Raw genomic sequence first — 18,212 nt, forward strand, 5'->3', positions numbered from 1 at the left:
ACTCATGAATATTTCTGATATTGAACAACGAGAACTGGCCAAGGGAATTAAAGGACGATATTTTCATACCGATAATATGACCATAGGTTTTGTGGATATTGAAAAAGGAGCCATTCTCCCAGCGCATTCCCATATTCATGAACAAACAACACAAGTTACCGAAGGTCAATTAGAAATGACCATTGATGGTATTGTTCAAGTATTGGAACCCGGTATGATTACATTGATACCTTCCAATGCGATACATAGTGCCCGTGCCTTATCCGATTGTAAAGTCACGGATATTTTCTTTCCGGTAAGAGAAGACTATAAATAACCTCTTTTGAAATGCCTAAAAAAATATTTGACACCTACTATCCTAACGTGATTAGGGCATTCCATCTGTCCTTTAAAAGAAACTTAAAAATGAACAGATGAAAGCAATCTTCAAATTTATACTAAACTTTCTGCCAAGACCTTTCTTGATTCAGCTAAGTTATACCATTCGCCCATTTTTGGCATTTTTTCTAAAGGGAACCAATTACACCGACCCAATTGATGGAAAAAGCTTTAGAACCTTTCTGCCTTACGGTTACGGAAAGCAACGCAACAATGCACTGTCTCCATCAACATTAAGTTTAGAACGCCATAGATTACTTTGGTTATATCTTAAACATGAAACCGATTTTTTTACATCACATTATTATAAAGTCCTTCATTTTGCCCCTGAACAGGCTTTTTATAAACGCTTTAAAAGCATGTCTAATTTGGAGTATGTAACAACCGATTTAAATTCTCCTTTGGCCGATGTTAAAGCAGATATCTGCAATTTGCCATTTGAAGATGATGCGTTTGATGTTATTCTTTGCAATCATGTGTTGGAACATATCCCTGATGATACCAAAGCGATGCAAGAATTGTATCGCGTTTTAAAACCAGGCGGCTTTGGCGTGTTTCAAATTCCACAAGATTTAAACAGGGAAACCACTTTTGAAGACAACACCATAACCGACAAAAAAGAACGCACTAAAATATTTGGCCAATACGACCATGTTCGTGTTTACGGAAGAGATTACTTTGACAAACTACGTTCAATAGGGTTTAAGGTTGAAGAAATGGATTATACATCGACATTATCACAAGAAGACATTACAAAATACTGTTTGGCAAAGGGTGAAATTATTCCTGTGGTTTATAAATAGTAGCTTGTCATTACGAGGAGTGCAACGACGTCGTAATCTCTTATTAAAAAAAATTGGCACATCCAGACTTAAACGTCTGGATTCGAAATGACATTAGCTATCTGGAAATCCGTTTAGAGATAGTGTTTCTAGTTCCTTATTATCATTATCAAAAATGAGAAACACTTTAAACTCAGAGTGGCTTTTCAAAAATTCCTTTACTTTTTCAATACCCATGGCCTTAAAGGCCGTGGCATAAGCATCAGCCGTCATGCAATTTGAGGCAATGACCGAAATACTCAACAAATTGGTTTGACTGGGATAACCTGTTTTGGTGTCAATAATATGCGAATAACGCTTTCCGTTTTTGTCTACTTTAAACTTTCTGTAAGTTCCGGATGTTGCCATGGCAGCATCTTTTAACGAAATGGCACGAATAACCGATTGGGTGCCGTCAAAATGAGGCATTTCAACCCCTACTTTCCAATCTTTGTTTTTTTCAACGTTGATTCCCTTAGTTCTAATCTCGCCACCTATTTCAACAATATAGTTATCAACTCCTTCATGCTCCAAAAATTCAGAAATCACATCCACACCATATCCTTTGGCTATGGCGTTAAAATCAATAAACGTATTGGGTTTTTTTTTAATGATTGTATTACCTGCACGATTGACTTTATCCATTCCAACCGACACCATCAAACTATCAATTTTAAGGCTGTCCAGATTGACTATGTTTCCCTCGGGACCAAAATCCCAGGCATTCACCAAATTGCCTATGGTTGGATCAAAAAAACCATTGGTTTCTTTATAAATGTGCTTTGACGCATCAAAAACTTTTGCAAAATGAGAATCAATTTCATTGGATTCGTTTCGGTTTAACTTTGAAATATCAGAATTTACCTGATAGGTTGACATGGATTTATTGATAACATAAAACAGGCTATCAATTTTGCTTTGAAAATCGGTTTTAACTTTAGAATAGTATTGTATATGATACGTAGTACCAAAAACAGGTCCGGCCAATTTGGTGTTTTCAGGCTTTTTGCAAGAAACAAAACCCAACAAAACAATAAGCAAAAAAAATCTCTTCATATAAAAACTAGTTTAAATGGGTTTCCAAAACCTGAATGCCATTATACTCAATGAGATATTCCTCGTCTAGATATAAAGGTAACTTTTCATCCGTTTTGTTTCCTATACCAACCCCGGCATATAGCACTGTGGCATTATGTTCCCTGGCGTGCTTTTTGAATGATTCCATCCAAACCACATCATAATTATTGGGGTTTTCTGGCAACATAACCGCTTTGACAATCACAAAAAAATATTGCTTGTTCTTATCAATACACACAAACTGCGGATGCTTTTTAAGCTTACTGTTAATGGCTATAAACTCAAAACCACGTTGTTCTAAATCCTTTCCAACATGATTCATGGCCAAATTATGCAATTCTTGTTTTGTAAGCGGCTTTCCCATGATGTAAAAATACTATTTATATAATAATTGATAAAATTGTTTAACTTTAAAAGCAATAACCAACCGCTTCATTAATTAATGATTAAACTCTTCCATAGCATTCGCAAAACACTCCTAAACGAAGGGAAAACCACCAATTACATAAAGTATGCGATTGGGGAAATTGTACTAGTGGTTATTGGGATTCTCATTGCCTTAACGGTCAATAACTGGAATGAACGTAAAAAAACGGATTCTCAATTTAAAACAAGTATTGAAAACCTGTACAACTCCATTATGTTTGACGTTGAAAATTTTCAAATTTTGCAAAATGAGGTCAGAGACAAGATAGAATTGATTCCACAACTACTGAGCACCCCTAAAGATTCTATAAATGCCAGTACCATACAAATAGCTTTTTTCGTTTCAGCTAATGAGAAGCCATACTACTCTGAAACACCTTTCTTTCTGAATAATTTAAAAGCCAACCCAAATAATGTTAAACAAACGGAAATTGTCAAGGAAATCACCAATTACATGAATTCTCTTCAGATTAACTCACTGGGAGAAAAAGAAAATGCTTTTCAAATGATGATTGATGAAGGCATTCCCTTTTCAAAACCTAATATAGGATTCACTACTAAATTTGATATAATTGACTCATTATATTACACCAATTTTCATTTTGAAAGATTTAACTATTTACTTAATCAGCCAAAATTTAAAGCAGAGATGTTGACCCTTGAAGTTAATCGCACTTATCAATACTATGAGTTAAACACCAAAATAAGCTCAGGAAAATCCATATTGGCCCTAATAAAAAATTATTACCCAGATGTTAAGATACTCTATAAAGATGTAGGTATTATTGGCACATCAATCAATGGTTTTGATGACGTGGGCGCTAAATCCACACCCATGATTGAAACCGATTTTGAAAATTCTATCTGGGAATTGGAACTACATTTAAAGAAAGGGGTGGTTAAATTTAGGTGTCGTGATAGCTGGACCATCAATTGGGGCGGTGATACTTTTCCTGAAGGTAAAGGCTATCAAGATGGTCCTGATATAAAAATACCTGAAGAAGGTCAATATCATATCACCTTGAATCTTACCAAAAAAACATACAAATTTGTAAAATTAGATGATTAAATTCTTTAGAAACATCCGTAAAAAACTTTTAGCCGAAGGCAAAACAACCAACTACCTAAAATATGCCATTGGCGAGATTATATTGGTAGTGATTGGAATCTTGATTGCTTTGCAGATCAATAATTGGAACGAAAACAGAAAGGACAGAATGAAAGAAAAAACTATTTTAAGTTCTTTAAATAAAGAATTTGAAAAAAATTTAGAGCAATTCAACACAGTTAAACAACTACATTTAAACAATCTGAGGGCACAAAATATTGTTTTAAGAAATATAGATAAGTTAGATAAACCAAAATCTATAGATTCTGTCAGTAAATACGCTTTAGGGATATTTGGTGGAATTACTTTTAATCCCTCAAATGGTATTGTTCAATCATTGATTAGTTCCGGAGACATCAATATTATTACCAATGATACTCTAAAAAACTACTTGGTGTCTTGGAAAGATGTTTTAGATGACTATACTGAAGAAGAAATCATTTCCAAAGAATTTTGGTCTAATGTTATAGAACCATATATCATTAAAAATGGTGATTTCAGAATAGAAAATAGTCAAAAAAATTTTCGTCTCCTAAAAGATTCCGTTTTTATCAACATGATTGTTCGTAAACACTCTTATACTAACAATATTATTACTGAAATTGATGATAAGAACTCTGTTGAAGATTACTTAAACGAAATTGTAAGACTTTCTAAAACTAATTGATTGGTAAAACACTTCAGTAACATTTGTGAAACACCCTTTAAGGAAGGCAAAACCGCCAACTACCAAAAAATAAACCATTGATAAAATTGCATTAGAATTTAATTGAACAACCTATACATTTTTTGAAGACTTTAGTTTTTTTCATATCTTAGAAATAAAAAGTCATGAAAACATCCCATCGCTTAGAGCAAGCATTAACAAAACTCTATGTCGCCTTTCATAACAATCAGTTACATCCTGAATGCTGCAAACAATGTGCTGTTGGCAATATTCTGGATAATACCGATAGCTGGAAACATCTAACAGACATCCATGGCTCTGAGGTTTTAAACTATGTTGGTATGGTGAATCAAAAATTAGGGAAAACATTCAATGGCTATTCACCCGCAGAATTACTGAAAATTGAATCCGTATTTTTAAAAGGGTGTGGTTATGGAGGTGCTATCAATGGAAGAAATGCTAAACCAAAAAACCCAACTGATAAAGATGTATTGTTTAACGGATTATCTGAAGTAATAAAGTTTTTATGTGAAATTGATGGCGTTTCAAATGTTATGGATTACACTAAACTTTTTGAATTTGAAAATGACAAACCTCGTTTTCAATCAATAATCATACAGGCATAAAAAAACCGATATTTTCATATCGGTTCTTGTTATTTGAGATGCTGAAACAAGTTCAGCATGACGCTTTAATTATTATCCTCCAAAGTCATCAAAACGGATGTTTTCATCTGGGATACCAAAATCCTCGCCCATTTTTTGAACCGCTTGGTTCATTAATGGTGGTCCACAGAAATACAATTCAATATCTTCGGGTGTTTCATGATGGTTTAAGTAATTATCTATCACACAATTGTGGATAAATCCAACAAAGCCATCGCCAGGCGCATCAATGTTTTCCTTAACTTTCCAGTTATCTTCTGGTAGCGGTTCTGATAATGCTAAATAGAATTTAAAGTTTGGGAACTCTTTTTCCAATTCACGGAAATGATCTAAATAGAACAATTCACGTTTAGAACGGCCTCCATACCAATACGTTACTTTTCTACCAGTCTTCAAGGTTTTGAACAAATGGTACAGGTGAGACCGCATGGGTGCCATACCGGCTCCACCACCAACATATAGCATTTCGGCATCAGATTCATTGATAAAGAACTCTCCATAAGGTCCGGAAATGGTTACTTTATCACCTTTTTTTCTGGAGAAAATATAAGACGATGCAATACCCGGATTCACATCCATCCATCCACCTTTAGCTCTATCAAAAGGCGGTGTGGCTATACGCACGTTCAACATAATCTCTCTGCCTTCGGCTGGATAAGAAGCCATGGAATAAGCTCTTTCTACCGTTTCAGGGTTTTTCATTACCAATGGCCAAAGCTTAAATTTATCCCACTCCTCTTGAAACTTATCTGGTCTTTCATGTTCTTCGGGATGCGCTGTAATATCAATATCTGAATACTTGACTTCACAAGGTGGAATTTCAATTTGAATATAACCACCCGCTTTGTAATTCATATCCTCGGGAATCTCAACAACAAACTCCTTAATAAAAGAGGCCACATTATAATTTCTAACAACAGTTGCTTCCCATTTTTTTATACCAAATACTTCTTCAGGAATGGTGATGTTCATATCCTGCTTAACTTTAACTTGGCATCCTAGACGAGCACCTTCTTGCAATTCCTTTCTGGTAAAATGCGGTGTCTCTGTAGGAAGGGCTTCTCCACCACCAGATAGCACGTGACATTCACACTGAAGGCATGTTCCACCACCACCACAAGCTGATGGTAAAAATATTTTATTGTTCCCCAAAGTAGATAGTAAACTACCTCCTGAAGCGACTTCAATTTCCTTTTCACCATTAATGGTAATCTTCACAGGACCGGATGGTGATAGTTTTTGTTTGACTACTAAAAGCAAAACTACTAACAACAAGGTGATAATCAAGAAAACCGTTACCGTTGCTATTACTGTTCCTAATGTACTTATGGCTAAAATCATGTTACTCATTTACTTTTATGTTGTTAGCTAACACTACTTTATCTTTCTTGTTATCTTTTGTGTCAGAAGTCTTTGAAACCTCAACTTTGTTGTCTTTTATTGGAGCTACAGCTACTTGTTTTTCTTCTTTTGGTTTTTTATCACCTCCTGTTAACATACCTCCAAAACTCATGAACCCAATAGCCATTAAACCTGTTGTAATAAAGGTAATACCCAATCCTCGCAATGGAGCAGGCACATTGGAATAACGTATTTTTTCACGAATGGCCGCAATGGAAAGAATCGCCAAAAACCATCCAATACCAGAACCAATACCATATACAGTGGCTAAACCTAAAGTAGGTATTTCACGTGATTGCATAAATAATGACCCTCCTAAAATAGCACAGTTTACCGCAATAAGAGGCAAGAAAATCCCCAATGAGTTATATAACGATGGTGAAAATTTCTCAACCACAATTTCAACTAACTGAACCATAGTTGCTATGGTTGCAATAAACATGATAAATGATAAGAAACTTAAATCGTATTCGGCGTATTCTTCACCCAACCAAGATAAAGCACCGGGCTGCAATAGATAATGATCCAGAAGCCAGTTTAAAGGCACCGTGATAAGCATTACAAAAATAACAGCAGCACCCAACCCTACGGCTGTAGATACTTTTTTAGATACAGCAAGGAACGAGCACATTCCTAGGAATGTTGCAAATACCATGTTATCTATAAATATTGACTTTAAAAATAATTCTAAATGTTCCATATATTTTGATTTTAGTTGTTTGTTTCTAGTTTTTGGTATTTCATTTCTGTCAACCAAAAACCATCAACTATAAACTATTTAATGATCTTCTATTAATGCTCTGTTTCTACTGCGCTGTACCCAAATTATAATACCCACAACAATCAAAGCCATGGGAGATAACAACATAAATCCGTTGTTTTCATAACCTAGAGCGTACAATCCTGTTTTAGCAATTGGATCTCCCAATACTTTAAATCCAAGTAAAGTACCTGAACCCAAAAGCTCTCTAAAAAATCCAACAATAACAAGTATTAAACCATAACCAGCACCGTTACCAATACCATCCAAGAATGAGCGCCAAGGGCCATTTGCCAAAGCAAAGGCTTCAAAGCGACCCATGATGATACAGTTGGTAATAATTAACCCAACGAACACCGATAAGGTTTTACTTAATTGATAGGAATAGGCTTTTAAAATTAAATCTACTAAGATTACCAAAACAGCTACCACAACCAATTGCACAATGATCCTGATTTTTGGTGGGATGATATTTCGCATTAAAGAAATAACAACGTTACCAATAGCCACCACAGCCGTTACTGAAATGGCCATTACAATAGCTGCTTTTAATTGCGCCGTGATTGCCAAAGCCGAACATATTCCTAATACTTGTATGGTTATTGGGTTATTGTCCGCCAACGGATCTAATAATAATTTGCTATCTTTTCTTGATAAAAGTCCCATAATCTATTTGTTGTTTAATTTTTTAAGAAAAGGAATATACATATCCACATCCTTTTTTATCATAGCTGTCACACCATTACTGGTTATAGTTGCCCCAGCCAAAGCGTCTATTTCATGATCATCCTTGTCTTCATTTGTTGGATCATTGTTTCCTTTAACAACTGAAATTCCTGTAAAAGCACCATCTTCCATAATCTTCTCGCCTTTAAAATCATCCATAAAGAAACGTTGATTGATGTTTGCACCTAAACCTGGCGTTTCCCCTTTATGGTCAAAAAATACACCGTCAACAATAAAATCTTTGTCAATGGCCATGTACCCCCAAATAGCATCCCATAACCCTTTTCCTCGCATTGGGATAATATAATAGGTCTGACCATCTTTCTCTCCTATAAACAGCGGCAGTTTTCTTGTATAATTTGGATCTGCTGCTTTAGCCTCTTCCTTTTTAAGGTCGATTAAATAAGCATTATCATCTTCAGTAGCAGTATCACCCTGTATGACCAACTGCTTTTTGATATACTTTGAAAACATACTACCAACTTCAGAAGTTGGAATAAAGTTCACGCTACCCTCTTCATTATCATTGACTCCCATAGCATATAAAATATTTTGTTGGATTTCCATACGCTTATTTTCAGTGATCTTTGGTTTTAGCGTTTCAGAAGCATAAGCCAATAACGCTCCCACAATCAACACCATTCCTATGGCAAATAATATAGTATAAGAGTTTTTTTCTGTTCTATTTTCCATCATTAAGCAGTTTTAACTTTTAAACGCTTTTGTCTTTGTTTTATATTTCCTTTAACCACATAATGATCAATGGTTGGTGCAAACACATTCATTAACAGAATAGCTAGCATTACGCCTTCTGGGTATGCTGGGTTAAATACACGTATTAGGATAGAAAGGAATCCGACCAAAAATCCATAAATCCATTTTCCTTTATTGGTTTGCGAAGCGGTTACAGGATCTGTTGCCATGTAAACCGTTCCAAAAGCAAATCCACCAATAATGAGGTGTTCCCAAAACGGTGTGCTCATCAAGGCATAAAATTTACTGCCTTCGGTAATGACATTCGCATCAACAATATAGTTAAAAATAAGTCCCATAACCAAGGCTCCAACAACAGATGACAGCATGATTCTCCAACTTCCTATTTTGGTGAAGATTAAAAACAGACCTCCCAATAAAATCAATAAAGTTGATGTTTCACCAACAGAGCCAGGAATAAATCCGTAGAACATATCCCAAACCGAATATGCCAAGTGCTTACCTTGACCTAGACTACCTAAAATGGTTTCACCAGAAATGGCATCTACTTTACCAATACTTTCAACAGCACCTTGAACCCATACTTTATCACCACTCATCCAAGTAGGATACGCAAAGAATAAAAAGGCACGGATGGTCAATGCTGGATTGAGAATGTTCATCCCTGTTCCTCCAAATACTTCTTTACCTATTACGACCCCAAATGCCACAGCAACGGCTAGCATCCATAACGGAATATCAATTGGCACAATCAATGGCACCAACATACCGGTTACCAAATAGCCTTCTTCAACCTCGTGGTTTTTAATGGTTGCGAATAAGAATTCAATACCCAAACCAACACCGTAAGACACAATAACCAACGGAATGATTTTCCAAAATCCCAAAGAAAAATTATCTAGTGTCCAGAACTGGCTACTGAAAAATCCACCAGTTGCGGCATCAATATCACCTGCTGCCAAATAATGCTGATAGCCGGCATTGAACATCCCAAATATCAAACAAGGAATGAGTGCCAAGATAACCGTGTTCATGGTTCGCTTTAAATCATCAGCCGCTTTTATATGAGTACCATTATGAGTGGTTTCATTTGGCAAATATAGAAAGGTATGGATAGCACCAAATGCAGGGGCCAACTTGGTCCCTTTGTACTTTTCTTTTAATGTATGTAATTTGTTTTTTAAGCCCATTTGTTTTTATTTTTCATTTTAAAAAATGAATAATTATCCAATTTCTTTAATCATTACGTCTAAACCTTTTCTGATAATCTCTTGATGTGGTTGTTTAGACACGCATATAAATTCAGTTAAAGCAAAATCTTCTGGTGCCACTTCGTACATCCCCAAGGCTTCCATTTCATCTAAATCTGTATACATACAGGCTTTTAAAATTTGCATGGGGTACATATCAAATGGAAAAACTTCTTCGTAGTTTCCGGTCACCACAAAGGCACGATGTTCACCATTGGTGTTTGTTGTTAAATCGTATTTTTTATTGGGAAACAACCAAGAAAATGTTAAAGCTCTTGAAGTTGAAATCTTATTGAAAACAGGTGCTGTCCATCCAAAAAATTCATAATCATCACCTTCTGGTATCACTGTAATGGTGTTACTGTAATAATCCAAATAGCCATCTGGCTGTACTTTCTTTCCAGACAATATATTACCTGATATAATACGAACGTTCGCATCTTTTTCAATGCCCTTATCATAAATCATGGTAGCAATTTCACAACCCAATTTAGTAACAAAATATCGCGGTTTTTCAATTGATGAACCAACTAAGGCCACCACGCGTTCTGCATTAAACTTACCAGTCAATAACAATTCACCTATAACAACAAGATCTTGTGGGTTTACTGTCCAAACTGTTTCTCCTTTGTTTACAGGATCTATTTTATTAATTTGTGTTCCCACATTCCCCGAAGGATGTGGGCCTGAAACTTTGTGCAAGGTTATCCCAGACAATCCAGCCATTGGTGAGTTTGAGTTTTTACCAACCGAAACATGTACACTGCCTTTGGTCAATTTTCCCAAAGCGGTAACAGCAGCTTGTAGTTCAGCTTCCTTACCTTGTAATGTAAAATCATAATCTGCTACCAAAGGCGCCGTTGCATAGGCCGAAATAAAAATAGCTTTGGGCTCTCTTTCGGGTTTTGCAATGATGTCATAAGGACGTTGTTTGATGAATGGCCAACAACCGGAGCTTAAAAGCAAAGCTTTTATCTCATCTGGAGTTGCTTTATCCAAATTCAAAATCTCATTTTGATGATAGGTTTGTGTTTTATCAGCTTGGATTTTAATGGATAAAATTTTGCGCTTTTCACCACGGGCTATTTCAATAATTTCACCAGATACCGGAGATACAAATTTCACACCTTCGTCCGCCTTGTTGTAAAATACAGGTTCTCCTGCTTTTACTTTGGTTCCAACTCTTGAAATTAATTTAGGTGTTACGCCATGGAAATCTTCAGGTCTTAAAGCATAAAAGTTACTAATTACAGCCTTTTCGGAGGTTTTTTCAGCTTCACCTTTAAGTTTAATGTCTAGACCTTTTTTAATACGAATGTCGTTTGACATATTTTATTTATTGAGATTAGTTGTCTAAAAACGCTGCAAATTTACAAATTAATAATGCAGATTTCATAATAATTAACATAGAAATTTATAGTGGTTTTTATAAGTTCATTTTTAGGTATAAAATTTGATTATATTTACAAAAAAACCGCTCATAATGCACATTAAATTTATATGTCTCTTTAATTGTTTGCTTATTTCAAGTCTTGTTTGCAGCCAAGTTGAAGAGGTCAATCCACCTGATTACATTAAAACCATTAGCTTTAAAGGCAACACGCCCGAAAGTCAGTTACCAGTATTAAAACTAGGTGATTATGTTGATCTGGAATTTGATGTTTTAAATGGTGATGAAGATGATTACTATTACACTATTGAACATTTTAATTTTGACTGGACGCCTTCGGTATTGATAAAATCTGAATATCTTGACGGCAATGATAACCAACGCATCCGCACCTATGAAAACTCGTTCAACACCTATCAAATATATTCACATTACAAACTTACCATTCCCAATGAACAGACCAAGCGCTTAAAGGTTTCTGGAAACTATATGATCAACATTTTTAACAGTGACAACGAATTGATGTTTTCAAGAAAATTTATGGTGTATGAAAACATGGCCAATGTTGGGGTCAACATCAAACGAACCCGAGATATCGCCTATATTGAAGAGAAACAAAAAGTTGATATCAGCATTACACCTAAAAGTTCGCATTTTAACAATCCTAAGCAGAACGTCAAGATTTTGGTGGTTCAAAACAACAATCTAAATACAGCCATTTCTAATCTTGTGCCCCAATACACGATAGGCAATCAACTCATTTACAAATATGACTCTGAATCCAGTTTTTGGGCGGGCAATGAATATTTGTTTTTTGAAAACAAAGATGTCAGGGCTTCAAATACGGGCATACAACATATTGATTTAGAGGACTTATACCATAACTATCTTTTTACAAATTATTCAAGAGCAGATAAACCCTACACTTACAATCCTGATATCAACGGAAATTATCTGGTAACTGTTTTAGACAGGGACAATCCGGATATTGAAGCGGACTACGTTTGGATTCATTTCTCTTTATTACCAGACCCAAGATTTAAAGGAAAAACCATTCATGTTTATGGAAATTTCAATAATTACGCTATTGACGACACTACAAAAATGGTTTATGATGATGTTGACAAAGTATACAAATGTGCTATACTCTTAAAACAAGGATTTTACAATTACAAATATGTAGCGGTTGAAAACAATGGAACCTTGAACGAAGGACTTGTGAGTGGGAATTTTTATCAAACTGAAAATAATTATAAAGTTATTGTCTATTACAGGGATTTAGGAAAGCGATATGACAGAATTGTTGGTTTTGGTGAAGGATCCTCGATAAATATCTCCAATTGAACGGAATAATTAGGCTATATCACTTTTGAGAGAAAAAAATTTCTATTTTTGTAAAGCAAAAACATTGTATATCAATAGATAACATGGTTCAACAAGTCACTAGAGGCATAAAAATTTCGGTAGAAACCACTTTTGAAGGCACATTTTATAAAAATTATAAAATACAATACGCCTTTGGATACCTTGTAACTATTGAAAACCAAAGCAAAGACTCTGTTCAACTAAATGCGCGCCATTGGAAAATTTACGATGCCTTAAATAATATCGAAATTGTTTCAGGTGAAGGTGTTATTGGCAAAAAACCGGTCTTAAAGCCTGGCGAATCGCATACTTACACGTCTGGTTGTTTGTTGACCTCTCCGTTTGGAGCCATGCGAGGGTATTACAGTATGGTAAACTTTACAACCACCAAAAAATTTAAAGTTGCCATCCCCACTTTTAAATTAAGTGCGCCTTTCGCCATTAATTAATTCTTTTGCTTTCTATTGAACCTGTAAACTTTTCCATTTTGTTGTATGTGGAAAAAATTACAATTTGAGTAATGTACAAATTCATATTCCAAATGATAATTAAAACTGGCATCCTGAACGGCAAATGTATCTTCTACATCAATATTTCCATGAGGTGAAATGCGCTTAAACAGATACTCTATATCATGCCCAATATGATGCAATTCAAACCAAGCACCTGCCGCAATACCAGATAACCATTGTGCCTTACCATGTAAACTCATAACAGGTTTGGGTTGCAAGGTGCCCTCAAAAGTTGGTTTATGGTCTTTAAGCCTATCCAAAAAACAACGTCTGTTCTCACTCATTTGAGTGCCTTTAAATTCTGAAACGACTCCTGTTTCAGAGACTTCATAGACCTGTTTTTCTGTATTTGACAACACAACATTCCCAACGGTACTTGGGGTAAACCAATTGGATTTTATAAGTTTCCTTTTAATTGAAGTATCAGTAACCGAAGCAATTAACGTATCGGTTACAAAACGAGCACAATTACAAGCGTCTTTGATAAAAGCGGCATACCTGATAAAATGCTTGTTCTGCATCATGGTGATATGCGCTCTAGCTTTTTCGTAATCTATAACATTACATACCGAAGCCACCAACTTACCATCACCATGGGTCAATTTTGGATGGGTTGCCAAAAATTCTAAAATATCATGAAGGTTTACAATGGTTTCGTCTTTAATTTGTGCTTTGATAGGAAATCTCAGCTCGGCATCCGTATCACCACCTCGAACCCGTCCAAAAGGTTCTGGCGTAATGTAGCGCCCAAAATCATGGTATTCCAAAACGCCCGTTGATTTGTTAATAAGGACCAATGCCGCATGTCCAGCCCTGACATAATTTTTTTTACCAATGCCTACAAACCGTAAAAAAGGGGAAAACCATTCTTTTGAAACCATGACAATGGTATCTGGATATGCCAAGGTTAAGATAAACGCCGTGTTATTCATTGACATTCTGAGGAATATTAAACACTTTCTCTGCTATGTCACTAGTCTCAAGATTTTCATAATGCATGTGCATCACTTCATCACTTTTTTCAACTTGGGTGATACTCATGGTCTTGACAAATCCTCTGTCCATAACCACTCCAAAGTGCTTATTATCTTGTCCAGCCGTTTTATGGAATTCCAATAAGGTTTCTGCATTTAAATCATGGGTCTCCTTGAAGGCTCCAAACCATTGTTTACGTTTTAATTTCATAGCTTCATCATATAAGGTTGATGACGACCATATCCTAGGTTTCAATGGTAATTCATCCACATGCTTTTTTAAGCCATCCCAAACCAACTCATACAATTTAAGTTCAGTATTCCAATCAACAATAATCATAGTGAATGGTTCAATACCCTTTAAATCATAAGATTCTATAGTTGGTATTATAACATCTGACACCAAAAAATCTTGGGCCACAACACCTCGACTCTTTCTATAATTTGCTTGTCTTTGATGGGATACAAAGCCACCATTGAGCACACAAACCAATCGATTATTATCACTCACTCCTATCCATGTTCCTCCTGAAAGTTTATCCTTTGGGAATAATAGCTTTGCCCCGTTAATATCATAAAAATCCGGAGAAAGCGATACCCTATTGGGTGATTCATCCCGATTTGAAGTCAATATAAAATCTTGGTTTCCCTTAGGAATGATTGTAACTGTACACATAACATTTAAAGTCTAATTACAGGTTGGAAACTTACAAAAAATAAACAAATTTTAACGCGCTTTTAATACCAGCCTTTTTTAAGAATCATTAAAAAATTCGTAATTTTGTAACATAAAATATGTTATTTTTTAAAATAAAATCAATAAATCGAAAAAAACATGGGAAAAGGATTTTTTAATGTACCAATTGCTGTAAACGAACCCGTTAAAAGCTATGCGCCCGGCTCACCTGAGCGAGAGGCTGTTCTAAAAGCTTATAAAAGCATGTACAACAGCAAAACAGATGTTCCATTATACATTAATGGAGAAGATGTGTTAACAGGAAAAACCAGAACCATGTCGCCTCCTCATGATCACAAACACGTGGTGGGCTCTTATCACCTTGCTGAAAAAGAACATGTTGAAGATGCCATTGCAACCGCCTTGGAAGCAAGGAAAAGTTGGTCGCAATTACCTTGGGAACAACGTGCTGCCATCTTTTTAAAAGCAGCCGAATTGATTGCTGGACCTTATAGAGCAAAAATCAATGCTGCCACTATGATTGCGCAATCAAAAACCATTCATCAAGCTGAAATTGATTCAGCCTGTGAATTGGTTGACTTCTTGCGCTTCAACGTACAGTACATGACCGAAATATACAAGGAACAACCCAATAGCAGTAGCGATGCTTGGAATCGTGTGGAATACAGACCGCTTGAAGGATTTACCTATGCGGTAACACCATTTAACTTTACCGCTATTGCGGGTAATTTACCATCGTGCATGGCCTTAATGGGCAATGTGGTAGTTTGGAAACCCAGTGACAGTCAAGTGTTTTCTGCTAAAGTCATTATGGATGTATTTAAGGAAGCTGGCGTTCCTGCTGGTGTCATCAATGTGGTGTTTGGAGACCCAGCCATGATAACTGATACTGTTTTGGCAAGTCCGGATTTTTCTGGATTGCACTTTACCGGCTCCACATTTGTATTTAAGGAACTTTGGAAAAAGATTGGAAACAACATCCATAACTACAAAACCTATCCAAGAATTGTAGGCGAAACTGGTGGTAAGGACTTTATTGTAGCCCATAAAACGGCCAATGCCAAACAAGTGGCCACGGCTATTGTAAGAGGTGCCTTTGAATTTCAAGGCCAAAAATGTAGTGCCGCTTCAAGAGCGTACATTCCAAAAAGTTTATGGGATGATGTGAAGAAATTTGTCATTGAAGACGTGAAATCCTTTAAAATGGGCTCACCGGACGATATGAGCAACTTTATTACGGCCGTCATTCATGAAGGTTCGTTTGATAAACTTGCCAAATATATTGATCAAGCCAAATCAGACCGTGATGCTGAGATTGTTGTTGGTGGTGGTTATGATAAATCAAAAGGGTATTTTATTGAACCTACTGTAATTCTTACTACCAACCCAAAATACACAACCATGTGCACGGAGCTGTTTGGCCCTGTTATTACCATTTATGTGTATGAAGATGACGCTTACTCAGACACCTTAAAATTAGTGGATGGCACTAGTGAATACGCTTTAACAGGTGCTATCTTGGCAACCGACAGAACTGCTATTACAGAGGCTACCACAGCTTTACAAAATTGTGCTGGTAACTTTTATATTAATGACAAGCCAACCGGAGCCGTTGTTGGGCAACAGCCATTTGGAGGCGCCAGAGCTTCTGGAACCAATGATAAAGCAGGAAGTGCTCAAAACCTGTTACGTTGGGTATCACCGAGATTGATTAAGGAGACCTTTGTAACACCGACAGATTATAGATATCCGTTTTTAGGAAAATAATTAAATCCTTACATATTACGAAACCTGCATTAAGCGGGTTTTTTGTTTTTCTAATTATAGTTTGATTTCTTTAAACACAAATCCAATTTCATATACTTTCTAACAAATAAATTAAGCTTTTTTAGTACCTTGATTTTAAAATCTAATAAATGAGTAAAAAAATAAGCTTAAAAGATGCCATCTCAATAGGAATTGGCGGTATGGTTGGTGGTGGTATTTTTGCGGTACTCGGATTGGCCGTTTCACTTGCAAAAGGAGGCACGCCAATTGCTTTCCTTTTGGCCGGTTTGCTGGCTTTAATCACGTCGTATAGTTATGCCAAACTTTCAAATAAATATCCTGATAGAGGTGGCACCGTAAAATTCATTAATCAAGGTTTTGGTAAATCCGTTTTCAGTGGTGGCATCAACAATCTTTTGTGGGTCAGTTACATTATCATGCTTTCGTTATATGCTTCGGCATTTGGTTCTTATGCCCCAAACCTATTGGGAATAACCCATGACAAAACCATTGATTTTCATTTATATGCTAGTGCTATCATAGTTTTGGCAACAGCCATTAATTATTACAGTATTGCGGTTGTTGGCAAAATAGAATCATACGCCGTAATCATCAAATTGGTAATTCTAATCGCCTTTATTGGCATTGGAGCTTATGGATTATCCGGAAATCCAAATCTATCGCAATTGGCCATTTCACAATGGGAAACCCCAATTCAATTATTCACTGGGGGCATGGTAATTTTTGTTGCTTATGAAGGATTTGAACTGATTGCCAATGCGGCACCTGATTTGATCAATCCTGAAAAAAACATACCACGAGCCTATTACTATTCGGTGATTTTTGTTATTCTTTTGTATATCATCATTGCCATTGTAACCGTGGGTTCGCTTCCATTTCAAAAAATTGCCGATGCCCAGGATTATGTGCTGGCTGAAGCGGCCAAACCCATGCTGGGAACATTAGGGTTTTCAATTATTACCATAGCGGCTTTAATTTCAACATTCTCTGCCATTAACGCCTCATTATATGGTGGCAGCCGAGTAAATTTTGAAATTGCTGAAGATGATGAACTTCCGCACCATTTCCTGTCCAAACTTTGGAATCAACCAATTGGTTTGATGATTACGGCACTAGTAACATTGATTTTAGTAAATCTTCTTGATTTAGAGAGCATATCAACCGCAGGCAGTGTGGGGTTTTTGCTCATTTTTGGCATGGTAAATCTTGTAGGTTACAAACAATCAAAAGAGACAAGCTGCAATAAAATTATACCTTTTACGGGGTTTTTTTTGTGTATGATTGCAACCGTGATTTTAATCAAACAACAATTCAGCTCAAACAGTTTGGGGGTCATTGTTTCAGTCTCCATAATTGGATTTTGCTTTTTGGCGGAATTCATTTACAAAAAGACAGAATCGAACAAATCTTCCTAAAATAAAAGCAATCCACATGACGTTTAAAAACATTACTCTAGTAGGGTTTAACCAATAGTTTCAGTAAATTTGAATGTA

19 protein-coding genes are annotated in these 18,212 nt (G+C 36.0%); 9 read left to right on the plus strand and 10 right to left on the minus strand.

Annotated elements, in window-relative coordinates; all coding sequences use genetic code 11:
* Positions 1-4 precede the first annotated feature (4 nt).
* Positions 5-316 (plus strand): cupin domain-containing protein, encoded by a 312-nt coding sequence (locus IEW94_RS10935; protein ID WP_188652898.1) that lies wholly within the window; start codon positions 5-7, stop codon positions 314-316.
* 97 nt (positions 317-413) lie between these two features.
* On the plus strand, positions 414-1,181 hold the full coding sequence (locus tag IEW94_RS10940) for a class I SAM-dependent methyltransferase (protein WP_188652900.1): 768 nt from the start codon (positions 414-416) through the stop codon (positions 1,179-1,181).
* A 93-nt stretch (positions 1,182-1,274) separates the two neighbouring features.
* Here the strand turns inward: IEW94_RS10940 and IEW94_RS10945 are convergent, their stop codons facing one another.
* Positions 1,275-2,255 carry an FAD:protein FMN transferase gene (locus IEW94_RS10945; protein WP_188652901.1) on the minus strand — a complete coding sequence of 327 codons (981 nt, stop codon included), beginning with the start codon at positions 2,253-2,255 and terminating at the stop codon, positions 1,275-1,277.
* A 7-nt stretch (positions 2,256-2,262) separates the two neighbouring features.
* Positions 2,263-2,640 (minus strand): DUF8840 domain-containing protein, encoded by a 378-nt coding sequence (locus IEW94_RS10950; protein ID WP_188652903.1) that lies wholly within the window; start codon positions 2,638-2,640, stop codon positions 2,263-2,265.
* 78 nt (positions 2,641-2,718) lie between these two features.
* Here IEW94_RS10950 and IEW94_RS10955 point away from each other — a divergent pair, with 78 nt between their 5' ends.
* From IEW94_RS10955 to IEW94_RS10965, 3 genes are all read left to right on the plus strand, one after another.
* On the plus strand, positions 2,719-3,771 hold the full coding sequence (locus IEW94_RS10955) for a DUF6090 family protein (protein ID WP_188652905.1): 1,053 nt from the start codon (positions 2,719-2,721) through the stop codon (positions 3,769-3,771).
* A complete protein-coding gene (locus tag IEW94_RS10960) occupies positions 3,764-4,477 on the plus strand; it encodes a DUF6090 family protein (RefSeq protein ID WP_188652907.1) in 714 nt (237 codons plus the stop codon). The genes IEW94_RS10955 and IEW94_RS10960 overlap by 8 nt, the downstream gene beginning before the upstream one ends.
* Before the next feature lie 164 nt (positions 4,478-4,641).
* Positions 4,642-5,103 carry a Na(+)-translocating NADH-quinone reductase subunit F gene (locus IEW94_RS10965; protein ID WP_188652909.1) on the plus strand — a complete coding sequence of 154 codons (462 nt, stop codon included), beginning with the start codon at positions 4,642-4,644 and terminating at the stop codon, positions 5,101-5,103.
* A 72-nt stretch (positions 5,104-5,175) separates the two neighbouring features.
* Here IEW94_RS10965 and nqrF read toward each other — a convergent pair whose 3' ends face one another.
* From nqrF to IEW94_RS10995, 6 genes are all read right to left on the minus strand, one after another.
* Complete coding sequence (gene nqrF / locus IEW94_RS10970) at positions 5,176-6,483, minus strand: NADH:ubiquinone reductase (Na(+)-transporting) subunit F (RefSeq protein WP_188652912.1); 1,308 nt, start codon at positions 6,481-6,483, stop codon at positions 5,176-5,178.
* A 1-nt stretch (position 6,484) separates the two neighbouring features.
* Positions 6,485-7,243 (minus strand): NADH:ubiquinone reductase (Na(+)-transporting) subunit E, encoded by a 759-nt coding sequence (gene nqrE / locus IEW94_RS10975; RefSeq protein WP_188652914.1) that lies wholly within the window; start codon positions 7,241-7,243, stop codon positions 6,485-6,487.
* Between the two features lie 78 nt (positions 7,244-7,321).
* Positions 7,322-7,969, minus strand: coding sequence for an NADH:ubiquinone reductase (Na(+)-transporting) subunit D (locus IEW94_RS10980; protein ID WP_188652916.1), 648 nt, complete (start codon positions 7,967-7,969; stop codon positions 7,322-7,324).
* A 3-nt stretch (positions 7,970-7,972) separates the two neighbouring features.
* A complete protein-coding gene (locus IEW94_RS10985) occupies positions 7,973-8,722 on the minus strand; it encodes a Na(+)-translocating NADH-quinone reductase subunit C (RefSeq protein ID WP_188652918.1) in 750 nt (249 codons plus the stop codon).
* Between the two features lie 2 nt (positions 8,723-8,724).
* Positions 8,725-9,933: an NADH:ubiquinone reductase (Na(+)-transporting) subunit B gene (locus IEW94_RS10990; RefSeq protein ID WP_188652919.1), complete on the minus strand. Its 1,209-nt coding sequence runs from the start codon at positions 9,931-9,933 to the stop codon at positions 8,725-8,727.
* 33 nt (positions 9,934-9,966) lie between these two features.
* Positions 9,967-11,322 (minus strand): Na(+)-translocating NADH-quinone reductase subunit A, encoded by a 1,356-nt coding sequence (locus IEW94_RS10995; RefSeq protein WP_188652921.1) that lies wholly within the window; start codon positions 11,320-11,322, stop codon positions 9,967-9,969.
* Positions 11,323-11,476: 154 nt separating this feature from the next.
* Between IEW94_RS10995 and IEW94_RS11000 the strand changes: the two genes are divergently transcribed.
* Both IEW94_RS11000 and apaG read left to right on the plus strand, forming a co-directional pair.
* Complete coding sequence (locus tag IEW94_RS11000; RefSeq protein WP_188652923.1) at positions 11,477-12,727, plus strand: type IX secretion system plug protein; 1,251 nt, start codon at positions 11,477-11,479, stop codon at positions 12,725-12,727.
* An 83-nt stretch (positions 12,728-12,810) separates the two neighbouring features.
* Positions 12,811-13,197 (plus strand): Co2+/Mg2+ efflux facilitator ApaG/CorD, encoded by a 387-nt coding sequence (gene apaG / locus IEW94_RS11005; protein WP_188652925.1) that lies wholly within the window; start codon positions 12,811-12,813, stop codon positions 13,195-13,197.
* Here the strand turns inward: apaG and IEW94_RS11010 are convergent.
* Both IEW94_RS11010 and IEW94_RS11015 read right to left on the minus strand, forming a co-directional pair.
* Positions 13,194-14,198, minus strand: a complete 1,005-nt coding sequence (locus tag IEW94_RS11010) for a DUF6695 family protein (RefSeq protein ID WP_229669506.1) — start codon at positions 14,196-14,198, stop codon at positions 13,194-13,196. The genes apaG and IEW94_RS11010 overlap by 4 nt on opposite strands.
* Positions 14,185-14,910: an NRDE family protein gene (locus IEW94_RS11015; RefSeq protein ID WP_188652927.1), complete on the minus strand. Its 726-nt coding sequence runs from the start codon at positions 14,908-14,910 to the stop codon at positions 14,185-14,187. The genes IEW94_RS11010 and IEW94_RS11015 overlap by 14 nt, the downstream gene beginning before the upstream one ends.
* 159 nt (positions 14,911-15,069) lie before the next feature.
* Here IEW94_RS11015 and pruA point away from each other — a divergent pair, with 159 nt between their 5' ends.
* Positions 15,070-16,698, plus strand: coding sequence for an L-glutamate gamma-semialdehyde dehydrogenase (pruA, locus tag IEW94_RS11020; protein WP_188652929.1), 1,629 nt, complete (start codon positions 15,070-15,072; stop codon positions 16,696-16,698).
* 149 nt (positions 16,699-16,847) lie between these two features.
* The gene (locus tag IEW94_RS11025) at positions 16,848-18,134 is read left to right on the plus strand and encodes an APC family permease (RefSeq protein WP_188652931.1); all 1,287 of its coding nucleotides are present in this window, start codon (positions 16,848-16,850) and stop codon (positions 18,132-18,134) included.
* Positions 18,135-18,212: the final 78 nt, after the last annotated feature.

It is taken from the genome of Yeosuana aromativorans, from assembly GCF_014646655.1.
GTDB classification, from domain to species: domain Bacteria; phylum Bacteroidota; class Bacteroidia; order Flavobacteriales; family Flavobacteriaceae; genus Yeosuana; species Yeosuana aromativorans.